Genomic DNA, 14,558 nt, shown 5'->3' with positions numbered 1-14,558 from the left:
AATTTTTAGGAAGGAGAGATATATATGTCTAAAAAGAAGAATAAATGTTGCTGTGAAAAGAAAATGAATGATTGCTGTTGTACACCTTGCTGCACAAACAATAATACTGGATCTGGCTTCTTAGGTGGAGGATGTGGTGTTGCACCAATTATATTCTTATTAATAGCATGTGGATCAGGATTACTAAATTGTAATTCATCATATTTAATTATCTTACTATTTATATTATTTGGTGGATGTTTCTTCAATTCAGGATATAACAATTCAGGAAATGTTTGCTGCTGCTAGATAGTGGATGGAGGGCTTAATTTTAAGCCCTCCAAAAAAATGCGTAAAAGTATAAACATATTTACTGTATTATACATATATTAAATTAGGAGAATTATAATTGGAGGAATTTTGATGGCTAAACATAAACGTAAGGAAAAACAGCCAGTTGATAATAATATGGGAAGCAATAATTTTAGAAACAATAATGTCAATCCATTTGGAATAGATCCAGCTCAATTAATGGGAATGTTAGGAGGAAATTTTGATATAAATAGTCTTTTAGCATCTATGAATATAGATGGCTTAAATTTAGCTAATTTAGCACCATTAGCAAATATGGCAGGAATAAATTTAGGTAATTTCGGAAATGCAAATCAAAGAAACATGAATATGAACAATATGAACATGAATAACATGAATCCTATGAATGGAAATAATAACATAAATACAATGAATGATATTACAAGTGACTTTATGAATACATCAAATGATATTATGAATGATTTTACAGATAAATCAAATGACATAAATATTCAAGAAAAAAATATAAGTGAGAAGAAAAATAAAAGATCAAATTCTCATCATAAAAAAGAAATTGAAGAAGAAGATAGTAATTTAGAAATGTTAATATCTTTAAGGGGGTTTGTTCATCCAGAAAAAGTTAATTTTATAGATAAGATAATAGATTTGTATAAAAATGGTGCATTTAAAGATATTTAAAATACTATGTATAACAAATGGAATTGTTGTTAATAATATTACTGTAACGGAGAATATATTCTCCAAAAGCTTAATAAAAAATACCTTTTTATTAAGCACCCCCCCCATCCCCCTTTTAGGCCGCATTAGCGGCCTTTTTATTTAATCCTTTTTATTGAAATGATTTTAAAATTAGAGTCCTCTATTGTAGAATCTAGATAAAAAATAACTTCACTTTTATCTCCCTCTTCTCCCTTTAATTTATTTTTTTCAAAAGTTAATCTCCATTTTAAAGATGTAGCATTACTATAAGAATCCCAATTGTAATCATAAAAGAATGCATCTTGAAAAGAATAGGAATGATTCTCCTTATCTAAATTCCATAAAGTAGCTAAATCGTTACTATCTATTTTAGGGGAAAATATATCAGGTAAATCATCTAATTCATAAGGTGTTTCTATTAATTTGATGAAATTAGTTATGTTGTTTAGTGACGGAATAGTAGAAGCATCGTTTGTTGTATCTAATACTTCATTATTTATTATCATAAAACTACTTGAAGATGAATTTCCTTTGGATGCTGACAATGAAAAACATTGAGGCGTTTTATTATTTTTAGAGTCTAATATGCCAAATATATTTTTATCACTTGAATATAGATTTTGAAATTCACCATCTTTCCAAGAAAATATATAACATATGCTTTTATTTTCTTTTACACCTTGTAGAATTATTTCTGGATTTACATCTCTAGAAAGATCATATAAATAAATTTTGGGTGACCAATGGTTATTTAAAGAAAAAAGTACATTGTCATTAATTTTAGTAGATAGATAAGTGTTATTACTATTATGAGAAATGTTTAAATCAACAGTATTATCTTTTTTAATAAATTCTATATGTTCATTTTGACCATCACAAGTCAAATCGATATCTATGTTTTTAGTTGAATCTATAGGAGCAATGGTTTGTAAATTATTACTTTTGTTTATAATAATAGTAGTAGATATAATTATTACAACTATTAAAGCTAGAATAAATTTTTTTTTGATTATTAATAATTTCATTATGTATCACCTCAATTAAATTATATGTACATAATATTTTTTTAATTCTAACTTTATAAAAAAATATACCCATTTTTAATAATCTAAGATTATAAAAATGGGTATATTTATAATTTATTTTTTTATTATTTTAAATGTTGACAATCTTTACAGTATCCATAAAAATAAACTCTATTATAACAAACTGTAAACTTAGAGTGATCTTCTGCTAATTGATTAATATAATCCAAGTTTAAATCTTCAAAGTCATCAATTCTTCCACAAGTTAAACATTGTATATGTGGGTGTGAATTAGGATTTCTATCATATCTGAAATTTCCTTCCCCAACATTAATTTCTTGGATAAGTCCTACATCTACTAAAGTTTTTAGTGTTTTATATACAGTAGCTAAACTCATGGTTGGATATTGCTCATGAATAGCTTTATATATAATTTCGGCAGATGGGTGTGATGCAGTGCCTAATAAATAATTATATACAGCTAATCTTTGTGGTGTCAATTTAAGCTTTTTTTCTTTGAAAATTAAAGCTATTTCGTTAATTGTAAACACCTCCGTTTATTGTAATATATTAAAAGTATATAATAATAATAATTAAAAGTCAATTATTATTATTACTTAATAATGAAATAGGTAGTAATAATTATTAAATAATAAGAAATATACGGAAAATATTCATAAAAAATATTATATTATTAATATTTTGTAAATTACCTATTGTATACTTTATCAAATTCTGTTAAAATATAAGTAGGACAAGTTGTTAATTTATTAACAATCTATTTTAAAAATTATATTATTATAGAGGAGGAGTACGATATGGCAAAATATAAAGTTGGAGACGAATTAATAATAGTTACTGATCCTAATAAAGAGATGGAAAAATTAAAAGAGTTAACTTGTTTAAAAATAGATGGGGACTTTGCACAAATAGCATGGGGCGTAAAAATTGTAGATGTAGAATATAATAAGCCTAATGTAACTTTAACATATATAAATTTTAAAGGTGAAAGAAATAAAGTATTTGCAATATGCAAAGATATAGCAAATTTTGATAACGAAAAGGTATTAGAAAAAGCATTATTAAAAGCTTTCCAAAATGAAATAATAAATATAGCAGTTGATAAAAATAGCTAGTGTTTATAGAAGTAACTATATATGAACACAATTTTATTATAAGTGAAAAAAATTAATTTATTACATGTAGAAATTTTCTAACATAAAGTAAATTAATGTTTTTTCACTTTTTTGTTTTATTATATATAATATGTGATATAATAAGAAAAATTAAATAATAAAAAATAATATATATTTGTTAATTAATTAACGTTATATACAAAAACTACTTATAATTAAGCAGCTCATGTATAAGGAGGAAAAAGTTATGGGAAAATATAAAGTTGGAGAAGAATTAATAATAATTACAGATCCAAGTAAAGAAGTAAAAAAGATAAAAGAACTAAATCAATTAAATATAAAAGATGATTTTGCTCAGATATCTTGGGGGATAAAAGTTATAGATGTAGAGTATGATAAACCAAATGTAACTTTAACTTATATGAATTTCAAAGGTGAGACTAATAAGGTATTTGCAGTATGCAAAGATATAGAAAACTTTGATAACCAAAAGGTATTAGAAAAGGCATTGTTGAAAGCATTCCAAAATGAAATCATAAATATAACAGTAAATAAAAATAATTAGAAGTTTAAGCTATACTATTAATTTTTAATAGTATAGCTTTATTTTTTTATAGAAGAAATAGAGAGTTTTTAATTTGAAAAAATTACATTATGTTTAGATAAAGGTTATATAAATGTTAATTTTATATAGCTTTGAACATTAAGATATTTTTATAAATAGAAAGAAAAAAAGAAAAATATTATAAAAATATGTAAAAATGCTAAAAAACTTTATTTTTGTTATATTTTATAATATAATGAGTCTGATGGAAACAATTTCTTACAAAAAAAGGGTGTGAGTTTATGGGTAAGTGTCCATTTTGGTCAAGTTCTAAGGAGTATCATGAATGTTATGATTCATGTCCAATGTTAACAAGTGATATTGAAGATGATGGACAATGTATTTTTAAAGAATACTTATCAGTAAATAGAATAAATTTCAAAGATATAATAAAAGAAGAATATAGCTTTTTAAAAAAATCTATTTATAATGATGAAAGTAACTATTAGTTAGCATAAAAAATATCCTATATTTAAAGTTAAAAATATAGGATATTTTTTTGATTGTGCCTAATAATTGGATCTGTTTTAAATACATCAACATTATGCTAAAACAGAGCATAATGATTAATCTTGAGTTTCATATGATTTAGTATATTTATGAAGAAGTGATTGCTTTAATGCCCATAGATTTTCAGATAAATCTACATAGTAAGTATGTGGATTTTCAAATCTAAGAACTTCAGACCATAATTTATTTGTTTCATTTTTAGCAAAATCTCTAATTGCAAGCACACTAGGTGATTCATAAATACAATTGCCACTATCAAATAACTGAACTTGAAGCTCTTTAGCATAGTAATTTTTTAATTTTTTTCTCTTCCAAGTATGAACGGGATCAAATATAGTCAATGTTTTACTTTCATCCACTTGTTCATTCTTTAAAGCTATTAGGTCAGCTAAAGCTTTATGAGAAGATTTATCAAAAATTCTAATTACTTTTTTAAAACCAGGATTGGTTATTTTTTCATCATTTTCACTGATTTTAATTTTAGGTACTAGTTCATTATCGTTTTCTATAGCTACTAATTTATAAACACCACCAAATACAGGCTCTGATTTTGCAGTTATTAATCTTTCACCTACACCAAATGAATCTATACAAGCGCCTTGCTCTAGTACATCTCTAATTATATGTTCGTCTAGTGAGTTTGAGATTACTATTTTACAATCATCGTATCCAGCTTCATCTAGCATTTGTCTACAACGCTTAGTTAAATAGGTTATATCACCAGAATCTATTCTAATACCCGTAGGTCTTTTTCCCAGTGGTTTTAATATTTCATCAAAAACTTTTATTGCATTAGGGATACCAGATTTTATAACATTATAAGTATCTATTAATAATAAGCAATTATCTGGATAAAGTTCAGCCCATGATTTAAATGCTTCATATTCATTGTCAAATAGTTGTACCCAGCTATGAGCCATTGTACCTACAGCAGGAATATTAAACATTTTATCTGAAATAGTACATGCTGTTGAATCACATCCACCTATCATTGCAGCTCTAGCACCATAAATAGCACCATCATATCCTTGAGCTCTTCTAGAACCAAACTCCATTACAGAACGATTACCAGCAGCTCTACAAATCCTGTTAGCTTTTGTTGCTATTAATGTTTGATGGTTTATAGTTAAAAGTATCATTGTTTCTACAAGTTGTGCTTGGATTACAGGACCTTTTACTGTTACTAATGGCTCATTTGGAAATACTGGATTTCCTTCTGGAATAGCCCAAACATCACAACTAAATTTAAAATCTCTTAAATATTTAAGAAAATCTTCTGAAAAAATATTTTTATTTTTTAAATACATAATGTCTTCATCAGTAAATTTTAAATTATTTAAGTATTCTATTAATTGTTCAACTCCAGCCATGATACAATAACCACCGCCATCAGGAACTCTTCTAAAGAACATATCAAAATATGCAATTTTATTTTGAAGATTTTTATTGAAATAACCATTTCCCATAGTCAATTCATAAAAATCTACTAACATTGTAAGATTTCTCTCGTATCTAACATTAAATTTATTTTCCATGAATAGTCTCCTTTAAGTAAAGTTCACAATACTATAATTAAGTTATCTACCTATAGTTTGTGAAAGTATCTATAAAAGTATATAATAAAATTATTGTACATCTATAATATAATTATTACAATATAGTTATTTATTGCGTTATTATATAATAATTCAAGAATTAAGTAAGGAAAGAGGAAGTTAATGTATAATCTGGATATATATCAAAATGAAGCAGTGATAACTAAGGATAAAAATGCATTAATTATTGCAGCTCCTGGATCTGGAAAAACTACTGTAATAATTAACAGAATATATTATTTAGTTAATAAACTAAAAGTTAGTAATGGACGTATAATAGTAATTACATTTACTAAAGCAGCAGCTAAAAACATGAAAGAAAGATATGAAAATAGATTTAAACAAAATATATCACCATTCTTTGGCACATTTCATGGACTCTTTTACAAAATTCTTTTAAGAACAGGGAAAAGTATAGATATAATAGATGGAAGTATTGTAAACAAGCTTATAAATAAAGTGTTAACAAAGTATTTTGATGACATTAATGAAGATAAAATTAAAGAAGTTTTAAATAATATATCATTATATAAAACTTCAAGAATAAGACTGAGTGATTTCAAACCATCTGTATCTAGAGAAATATTTGAAGATGCTTTAGAATGTTATGAATATTATAAAAAAGAGCATGGAAAAATAGATTTTGACGATTTAGCCATAGAAGCGTTAGAATTACTTGAAAATAATGAAAAGGCATTAAGTTATTATAGAAAATTATTTAAATATATTCTAGTTGATGAATTTCAAGATTGTGATGAGTTACAAATTGAATTTTTAAAATTAATAAATTATGGTGAAGATAATTTTTTATTTGCTGTTGGAGATGAAGATCAGTGTATTTATTCATTTAGAGGGTCTAGACCAATGTATATGGTTACTTTTGATGAGATATTTAAAGATAGTAAAAAACATTATTTATCGATTAATTATAGAAGTAAAGATAATATAGTTGAAAAGTCTAAGGCATTAATAAAGTTTAATAAAGAAAGAAATAATAAAAAAATATTATCTAATAAAAAAGAAAATGGAATAATCAAATTCTATACTCCTTATAACGAAAAGTCTCAAGGGGATATTTTAGTAGATTTAATTAAAAATGAAAAAAAATATAATATAGAATATGAAGAAAATGCTGTTCTTTATAGAACTAATATGGAAGCTATGAGTGTTATAGATGCATTTACTAAAAATCATATTCCATTTAAATTGTTAGATAGACAATATAATTTTTTTGAACATTTTATATGTAAAGATTTGATAGCTTATTTAAAATTTGTTGTAAACCCCTTTGATAAAGAGAGTTTTCTAAAGATTATAAATAAACCATTTAGATATATAAGTAAGCACAATATAGATTATGTGAGAAAGTATACTATACAGGAAAATTTGATTGATATATTAATAAACAAAGATGATACTCCACCATTTCAAAGAAAGAAGCTGGATGAATTAAAGAAAGACTTTAATTATTTAAATAAAGTTTCTTTAGGTTCTGCAATTTCATATATAGTTATGGATCTAGAATATATAGATTATTTGAAATCTTATTGCGAAAGATTTAGTCAGAACTTAGATGATTTAGAAGAAGTAATTGAAGAATTCAAATTATCCGCAGAAGGATTTAAAAATATATTTGATTTTTTAGTTCACATTGAAAATGTAAGTAATGAAATAGAAGAAAGTAAAAATAAAAATCAAAGAGAAGGAGTAATACTTAGTACAATTCATGGAGTAAAGGGCATGGAATTTAAAAATGTATATCTTATAAATTGTAATGAAGATACTATTCCACATTCCTCTAGCAAAGAAGAAAACATAGAAGAAGAAAGAAGACTTTTTTATGTTGGAATAACAAGAACAATAGATAATCTTTATTTATTTGCACCAAGGAATAGAAGAGGACAATTTAAGGAAATATCTAGATTTATAGGTGAATCAGGATTTGACAAACTGCCTAAGGATACTTATGGATATAAAATAGGTGATGATATAATGCAAAAGACTTATGGCTTAGGTAAAATAGAATCAATTGAAGATGATAAAGTTACTATAAATTTTAAAGATGGAATTATTAGAAGTTTTTCTTTAAAGGTATTAGCAGAAAATAATTTAATACAAAAGATTGTTTAATAGTTTTGTAAATAAAATATTGTTTTTATATGCCTCTGCTTTCTTGCTAAAGTAAAAAATGTTAAAGAATAATAGAATAAATTATTTGTAATAAATAGTTATATATTTAGTTAATATTATTTTAAAGGATTTTATATTAATTTATAGAATATATACTTTTAGATAAATATTTATGATTTATGCATTATATTAAGAGATAAGGTGATTTCGTTATGAATGTTAAATTATGGATTGTTATATTAATTTTAGCAGCAGTTATACTCATTGCAGTTGGTAAAATAATAAATCCAAAAGAAGAACGAGAAAAATATAAGAAAAATAAAATTAAATAAGCATAAGAATGGAGTTTTAATACTTCATTTTTATGCTTATTTTCATGCAAAAAAATAATAATATTTTGTATAATTTTATTTTATTATAACTTTTATGAAATATATAGTATAATTATTTGGATAATAAAGAAATTGTGAGAATTATGATTAATTGAATGTGATTAGATTATAATATATAATTTATAGTATATTTAAGAGGAATAATTACTAAATTTGTACGATAAAGGTTGTGTTTAGATGGAGTTAAAAAATTTTAATCCTAAAGATATAATTTTTTCATTAGATATAGGAACAAGATCTATAATAGGAACTGTAGGGATAATAAGAGATAAAAAATTTGAAGTAGTATGTGAAGAATATATGGAACATGAAGAAAGAGCCATGGTAGATGGTCAAATTCATGATATTAATTTAGTTGCTTCTGTGGTTGAAAAAGTGAAAAGAGTATTAGAAGAGAAAATAGAAATTACACTTACAGAAGTATCCATAGCAGCTGCTGGGAGATTTTTAAGAACTGTAAATTCAAGGGCAGAAATAGAAATAGATGAAGATCAAGAAATTGATAAGGAAATTGTAAGGAGTTTAGAACTTAGTGTTGTTAAAAATGCAGAAGAAGAAATAGATAATAGTGCTGATGGAAAATTATATTGTGTTGGTTATTCTGTTAAAAGCTTTTATTTAAATGGCTTTGTTATATCTAATTTAATAGGACATAAGGGGAAAACTATTGAAGCAGAAGTAATAGCAACATTTTTACCGAGATCTGTCATTGATTCTCTTTATTCTGTAATGAATAAGGTAAATTTAAAAGTAACTAATTTAACATTAGAACCTATTGCAGCAATAGAAGCTGCTATACCTAAAAATTTAAGGTTATTAAATATTGCTCTTATAGATGTTGGTGCGGGAACATCAGATATAGCAATAAGTAATAAAGAAACAATATCTGCATATGGTATGGTACCCATGGCTGGAGATGAAGTTACTGAAATAATAGCACAAGAGTATTTAGTTGATTTTAATACAGCAGAATTTATAAAAAAGTCTGTAAATGAATCTAAAGAAATTGTTTATACTGATGTGTTAGGCCTTGAAAATACAATTTTATCATCAAATATTATTAAATTAATTGATCCATCAGTAAAAAAGATATCAGAAGAGATTTCAAGTAAGATTTTAGAATTAAATGGTGGAAAGTCTCCAAGTGCTGTATTTTTAGTTGGTGGAGGGGCACATACACCTAGACTATTAGAATGTATAAGTGTGAATTTAAATTTACCACCTCAAAGAATTGCAATTAAAGATAGAAATGCTATTACAGAATGCATATCTGATAATTCCTTGGGATCAGCAGGGGTTACAGTACTAGGAATAGGACTTATAGCATTAAGAAATTTAGGTACAGATTTTATTGATGTTATATTAAATGATACACCTGTTAGTTTATTTAATTCTCACAAGCATACAGTTATGGATGTATTACTTCAAGCGGGAATTAATCCCTCATTACTTATAGCTAAAAATGGAAAGAGTATAAGATTTAAATATAATGGACGTAAAAGAATTGTATTTGGAGAATATGGAACTAGTGCTAAGATATTTATAAATGGAAATGAATCTGCATTAGAAACAGAAGTTAAGGCTAATGATAATATAGAAGTACAATATGCTAAGAATGGTAATAATGCGAGTCCTAAAGTACGTGATTATATTGAAAATATAAATTCTATAACTATTTATATTAATGATGAACTTATAAATTTGGAACCTATAATAACAATAAATAATAAAATAGAAGATATACATTATGAATTGAAAAATAGTGATGAACTTAGAGTATTTATACCAAATAAAGTTTCTGAAATAAAAGAATATGTTTTAAATAATGATGAAATAAGCTTGTTCAAAGATGATGTTTTGTTACATGAGGAATATGAAGCTCAAGATGGAGAAAGACTTATAAAAAAAGATAGTTCATTAGTTGAAACACAAATAGAGAATGATAAACTAGAAGATATTGAACCAATAAACGATAGCAATGAAGAACTTAAAAAAGAAAACGAAGAGTCTAAGTTAAATGAAGATTATGAATTAAGTACTGATGATAATTTAAATAATGATGTAGATAAAGATAAATTTCAGGAAAAATTTAATGAAATAAAAGTTATTGTAAATAATAAAGAGATAGTATTAAAAGGCAAAAATGAATATGTTTTTGTTGATATTTTTGACTATATAGATTTTGATTTAACAATTTCAAAGGGCACAATAAATTCTAAAGTTAATGGGGAAAATTCATCATATACAGCTAGAATAGATGAGGGCGATGTTATAGAAGTTTATTGGTCATAATATCTAGAAGGGAAGTATGTGTTTATGATAGATTTTAAAAAAGAGGCTAATGATATAAAAGACAAATTGATATCAATAAGACGAGATATACATGAGCATCCAGAAGTTGGTTTTGAAGAACATAGAACTTCTGACCTTATAAAAGACTTTTTAAAAACAGAAGGCATTGAATATATAGAGGTATCAAAAACTGGAGTTTGTGGAATTATAAAAGGAGAAAAAGTAGGCAGCAATAAGACTATAGCAATAAGAGGAGACATGGATGCACTTCCTATTCAAGATATGAAATCTTGTGAGTATAGCTCAAAAGTAAGTGGGAAAATGCATGCATGTGGACATGATGCACATACAACAATACTTTTAGGAGTAGCCCAAATATTAAATAAATACAAAAGTGAATTTAGTGGAAATGTGAAATTATTATTTGAACCTGCTGAAGAAACTGTTGGTGGAGCTCAATATATGATACAAGATGGAGTACTAGAAAATCCAAGGGTTGATTATGTGTTGGGTCTTCATGTTGATGAAAATGTAAGTATTGGAAATATAGAAGTTAAAAAAGGCGTTGTTAATGCTGCATCTAATCCATTTAAAATAAAAATTACAGGTCAAGGGGGACATGGAGCTGCACCACATACAACAATTGATCCTATTGTTGTAGCTAGTCATATAGTAATTGCACTTCAAAGTATAGTTAGTAGAGAAATATCGCCTGTAAATCCATCAGTAATTACTATTGGAACAATAAATGGGGGGACAGCTCAAAATATTATTCCAGGGGAAGTTACATTAAGCGGAATAATTAGAACGATGACAAAAGAAGACAGAATATTTGCAAGCGAAAGATTAAAAGAAATTGTTAATGGAATTGCTTTGTCTTCAAGAGCAAAAGCAGAAATAGAGATAGAAGAAAGCTATCCTTGTCTATACAATGATGATTATATGGTAGAATTGTTAAAGAGTTCTGCAAGTCATATATTAAAAAATGAAAATGTAGTTGAACAAAAAGCACCTCATATGGGAGTTGAAAGTTTTGCATATTTTGCAATGGAAAGACCAGGAGCATTTTATTTTCTAGGATCAGGAAATAAACAAAAGAAAACCACTGAACCTGCACATAGTAATCTTTTTAATATAGATGAAGATTGTATACCACTTGGTGTAGCAATTCAGTGTTTAACAGCATTTAATTATTTAACAAAGTAACCAAAAGAAAAATTATAGGAGTGATAATATTTGAAAATCGAAATAGGAGCTAATGAAGCCGGTCAAAGATTAGATAAATTTTTAAGAAAGTTATTAAAGGACGTTCCACTAAGTGCAATATTTAAAGCTTTAAGAAAAAAAGATATAAGAGTTAACGGTAAAAAACAAAGTGAAAAGTATTTCTTAGAAGAAGGAGATATTGTTGAAATAAAATATATAAAGAGTAATCCGGAAAAGAAAGAAAAATTTATTCAAGTAAATTTTAGTGGAATGAAAACAGCATATGAAGATGAAAATTTATTAGTAGTTGAAAAATGGCCAGGTATTTTAGTACATCCTGATAAAGATGAAAAAGAACCTACATTAACAGATTATGTACTTTCATATTTAAAAGAAAAAGGATCATACGTTCCAGAAAATGAAATTACATTTACACCTGCACCATGTAACAGATTAGATAGAAACACATCTGGTTTGGTTATGTTTGGAAAAACATTTGAGGGATTAAAATCTATCAATGAAACAATAAGAGAAGATAGAGTAAGAAAATATTATGTAGCTTTAGTTAAGGGAAAGGTAAAAGATGGATTATATACAGGATATATATTAAAGAATCAAGATACAAATATATCTAAGGTATATGAAAAAGAAGTACCAGATTCTAAAAAAATAGCAATGGAAGTTACTACAACACAAACTAATGGTGCATATTCACTACTTGAAATTAATTTAATTACAGGAAGAAGCCATCAAATAAGAGCTCATTTATCACATTTAGGAAGTCCTATAATTGGTGATGACAAATATGGAGATAGAAAATTAAATTCATTCTTCAAAAACAAGTATGGATTAGAATATCAATATTTATATGCATATAAATTAGTTTTTAAAGAAATGAAAGGTAAAGTAGCTTATTTAACAAATAAAACTGTAGTTAATGCTTTACCTCCGATATTAAAGAAGATAAAGAGTGATGTATTTAAATTTTCACTTAGATAGGGGTTTAATATGAAAGAAGAATCATCTACTAAAGGCTTTGTAATTCTTTCAGCAGCAGGACTTTTAGCTAAACTGATGTCTGTATTTTATGTTCCGTTATTAAGAAGAACAATAGGTCTTGAAGGCCTTGGAATATACCAAATGTGTTATGAAGTATTCATATTTGCATATGCAGTAACTACTTTAGGAGCTCAGCCAGCAATTGCAAAAGTTGTAGCTGAGCTTACAGCTATGAAAAATAAAAGAGATGCAATTAAGGCACTAAAGATATCTACAATACTTTATGCTGGTGTTGGCGGTATAATAAGTATACTTATCATGATATTATCTACGCCTATAGCAAATGCAATAGGAACACCACAAGCGGCATATGGTCTGCTATTTTTAGCTCCAAGTATTTTTGTGACTTCTATATTGTCAGCATATAGGGGGTACTTTCAAGGTAAAAATAATATGACAGCAATAGCTGTATCTCAAGTATTAGAACAAATAATAAATGTTGGAGTGAGTTTAGCATTTGCTTATGTTTTAGTAAAAATAAGCATTCCTTATGGTAGCGCTGGTGGAACAGTAGGTACTACATTAGGTGCAATAATAGCGTGCCTTTATATGATATATGTATATTATAAGAAAAATTATGAAGGGGAAGCCTTTGGTGCAGAGTCACCTGTTAAAAGGGTAAGCAATAAGAGAATAGTTAGGAAATTAGTCAAATACGGAGTACCAATCACATTAAGTGCTGGATTACAAAACTTGGGTAGCTTAATTGATATGGTAAATGTAAAAAATAGATTAGCTTATGCTGGTTTTTTAGAAAAACAAGCTAATGAGCTTTACGGAATACTTGGAACGTACAAAACATTACTTTCTGTTCCGTTAGTAATAGTTACAGCACTAGCAACAACAGTATTACCTGCAATTGTAAGTGCAGTAGCTATAAAAGATAAAAAAGAGATTAGAAGAAAAGTAAATTTTGCATTTAGAATAACTTATGCAGTGACAATACCAGCAGCTGTAGGACTTGCCGTTTTAAGTAAAGAAATTTATTTATTATTATATGGCTCAGAACAAGGATTTGAATTAATGATATACGGTTCTGTTGTTGTAATATTAATGGCCGTTGTACAAATTCAAAATGTTATATTGCAAAGTATGAATAAGCTTTACTTTGTTTTAGGAACATTTATGATAGGTATAGTAGCTAAAATAGTTACAAATTACATATTGGTTGGAATGCCAGAGATCAATGTATTAGGTGCTGTTTTTGGTAATTTTCTATGGTTTGCAATACCTTTTATATTAAATCAACGAAAACTTAGCAAAACATTAAAAATGAGATTACCAATGTTTAAGCATACTTTAAAACCGATTCTTTCTTCAATAGGAATGGTTGCAGGCATATACTTAATTAAAGAACCTTTTGGAGTATTACTCATATTGTTAGATGCTGGAGGAATAGCACAAGGATTAGTAACAATGCTTATGATTTCAGTAGGTGGATTTGCATACTTGTACTTGATGATAATATTAGGCGGCATCAGAAAAAATGATATTACGTCATTCTCTCAAAAAGCATATAATATCTTGCCAAGATTTTTGAGAGTAAAATTAAAATAATTGGCTATGTTTTAGTAGAGCGTTGATATATACATAAGCAA

General features: G+C 26.3%; 13 protein-coding genes. 10 read left to right on the top strand and 3 right to left on the bottom strand.

Annotated elements, in window-relative coordinates:
• Positions 1-24: 24 nt before the first annotated feature.
• Both NG918_RS06570 and NG918_RS06565 read left to right on the top strand, forming a co-directional pair.
• A complete protein-coding gene (locus tag NG918_RS06570; protein ID WP_205449878.1) occupies positions 25-288 on the top strand; it encodes a hypothetical protein in 264 nt (87 codons plus the stop codon).
• Between the two features lie 114 nt (positions 289-402).
• Positions 403-990, top strand: coding sequence for a hypothetical protein (locus NG918_RS06565; RefSeq protein WP_252225426.1), 588 nt, complete (start codon positions 403-405; stop codon positions 988-990).
• Between the two features lie 137 nt (positions 991-1,127).
• Here NG918_RS06565 and NG918_RS06560 read toward each other — a convergent pair whose 3' ends face one another.
• The gene (locus NG918_RS06560; protein ID WP_252225424.1) at positions 1,128-2,036 is read right to left on the bottom strand and encodes a hypothetical protein; all 909 of its coding nucleotides are present in this window, start codon (positions 2,034-2,036) and stop codon (positions 1,128-1,130) included.
• 125 nt (positions 2,037-2,161) lie between these two features.
• A complete protein-coding gene (perR, locus tag NG918_RS06555) occupies positions 2,162-2,578 on the bottom strand; it encodes a transcriptional regulator PerR (RefSeq protein WP_205449880.1) in 417 nt (138 codons plus the stop codon).
• A 276-nt stretch (positions 2,579-2,854) separates the two neighbouring features.
• Between perR and NG918_RS06550 the strand changes: the two genes are divergently transcribed.
• The 3 genes from NG918_RS06550 (at position 2,855) to NG918_RS06540 (ending at position 4,225) form a co-directional block, all read left to right on the top strand.
• Entirely contained in the window at positions 2,855-3,172 is a 318-nt protein-coding gene (locus tag NG918_RS06550; RefSeq protein ID WP_252213754.1) for a hypothetical protein, read from the top strand.
• Positions 3,173-3,419: 247 nt separating this feature from the next.
• Positions 3,420-3,737 (top strand): hypothetical protein, encoded by a 318-nt coding sequence (locus NG918_RS06545; RefSeq protein ID WP_252225422.1) that lies wholly within the window; start codon positions 3,420-3,422, stop codon positions 3,735-3,737.
• A 281-nt stretch (positions 3,738-4,018) separates the two neighbouring features.
• Positions 4,019-4,225 (top strand): hypothetical protein, encoded by a 207-nt coding sequence (locus NG918_RS06540; RefSeq protein WP_252213750.1) that lies wholly within the window; start codon positions 4,019-4,021, stop codon positions 4,223-4,225.
• A 117-nt stretch (positions 4,226-4,342) separates the two neighbouring features.
• Here NG918_RS06540 and NG918_RS06535 read toward each other — a convergent pair whose 3' ends face one another.
• Positions 4,343-5,821 (bottom strand): nicotinate phosphoribosyltransferase, encoded by a 1,479-nt coding sequence (locus NG918_RS06535; protein ID WP_252213748.1) that lies wholly within the window; start codon positions 5,819-5,821, stop codon positions 4,343-4,345.
• 183 nt (positions 5,822-6,004) lie between these two features.
• On the opposite strand from NG918_RS06535, the gene NG918_RS06530 reads away from it, so the two are divergent.
• The 5 genes from NG918_RS06530 to NG918_RS06510 all read left to right on the top strand — a co-directional run bounded on the left by NG918_RS06530 (position 6,005) and on the right by NG918_RS06510 (position 14,517).
• Complete coding sequence (locus NG918_RS06530) at positions 6,005-8,011, top strand: ATP-dependent helicase (protein WP_252225419.1); 2,007 nt, start codon at positions 6,005-6,007, stop codon at positions 8,009-8,011.
• Between the two features lie 569 nt (positions 8,012-8,580).
• Complete coding sequence (locus NG918_RS06525) at positions 8,581-10,695, top strand: cell division protein FtsA (RefSeq protein WP_252213744.1); 2,115 nt, start codon at positions 8,581-8,583, stop codon at positions 10,693-10,695.
• 24 nt (positions 10,696-10,719) lie between these two features.
• Entirely contained in the window at positions 10,720-11,901 is a 1,182-nt protein-coding gene (locus tag NG918_RS06520) for a M20 metallopeptidase family protein (protein WP_252213742.1), read from the top strand.
• A 30-nt stretch (positions 11,902-11,931) separates the two neighbouring features.
• Positions 11,932-12,900, top strand: coding sequence for an RluA family pseudouridine synthase (locus NG918_RS06515; protein WP_252225416.1), 969 nt, complete (start codon positions 11,932-11,934; stop codon positions 12,898-12,900).
• Between the two features lie 9 nt (positions 12,901-12,909).
• Entirely contained in the window at positions 12,910-14,517 is a 1,608-nt protein-coding gene (locus tag NG918_RS06510) for a putative polysaccharide biosynthesis protein (protein ID WP_252213739.1), read from the top strand.
• Positions 14,518-14,558: the final 41 nt, after the last annotated feature.

Source organism: Clostridium sp. ZBS2 (assembly GCF_023845855.1).
Taxonomy (GTDB): Bacteria; Bacillota; Clostridia; order Clostridiales; family Clostridiaceae; genus Clostridium; species Clostridium aquiflavi.
The sequence above is the reverse complement of the archived record's forward strand: the minus strand, read 5'-3'. Positions and strand labels throughout refer to the sequence as shown.

Excerpts from the sequence above, each read along its gene's own strand:
- NG918_RS06570 (WP_205449878.1), top strand. The coding sequence starts at position 25 with ATGTCTAAAAAGAAGAATAAATGTTGCTGTGAAAAGAAAATGAATGAT.
- NG918_RS06565 (WP_252225426.1), top strand. The coding sequence starts at position 403 with ATGGCTAAACATAAACGTAAGGAAAAACAGCCAGTTGATAATAATATG.
- NG918_RS06560 (WP_252225424.1), bottom strand. The coding sequence starts at position 2,036 with ATGAAATTATTAATAATCAAAAAAAAATTTATTCTAGCTTTAATAGTT.
- NG918_RS06550 (WP_252213754.1), top strand. The coding sequence starts at position 2,855 with ATGGCAAAATATAAAGTTGGAGACGAATTAATAATAGTTACTGATCCT.
- NG918_RS06545 (WP_252225422.1), top strand. The coding sequence starts at position 3,420 with ATGGGAAAATATAAAGTTGGAGAAGAATTAATAATAATTACAGATCCA.
- NG918_RS06540 (WP_252213750.1), top strand. The coding sequence starts at position 4,019 with ATGGGTAAGTGTCCATTTTGGTCAAGTTCTAAGGAGTATCATGAATGT.
- NG918_RS06535 (WP_252213748.1), bottom strand. The coding sequence starts at position 5,821 with ATGGAAAATAAATTTAATGTTAGATACGAGAGAAATCTTACAATGTTA.
- NG918_RS06530 (WP_252225419.1), top strand. The coding sequence starts at position 6,005 with ATGTATAATCTGGATATATATCAAAATGAAGCAGTGATAACTAAGGAT.
- NG918_RS06525 (WP_252213744.1), top strand. The coding sequence starts at position 8,581 with ATGGAGTTAAAAAATTTTAATCCTAAAGATATAATTTTTTCATTAGAT.
- NG918_RS06520 (WP_252213742.1), top strand. The coding sequence starts at position 10,720 with ATGATAGATTTTAAAAAAGAGGCTAATGATATAAAAGACAAATTGATA.
- NG918_RS06510 (WP_252213739.1), top strand. The coding sequence starts at position 12,910 with ATGAAAGAAGAATCATCTACTAAAGGCTTTGTAATTCTTTCAGCAGCA.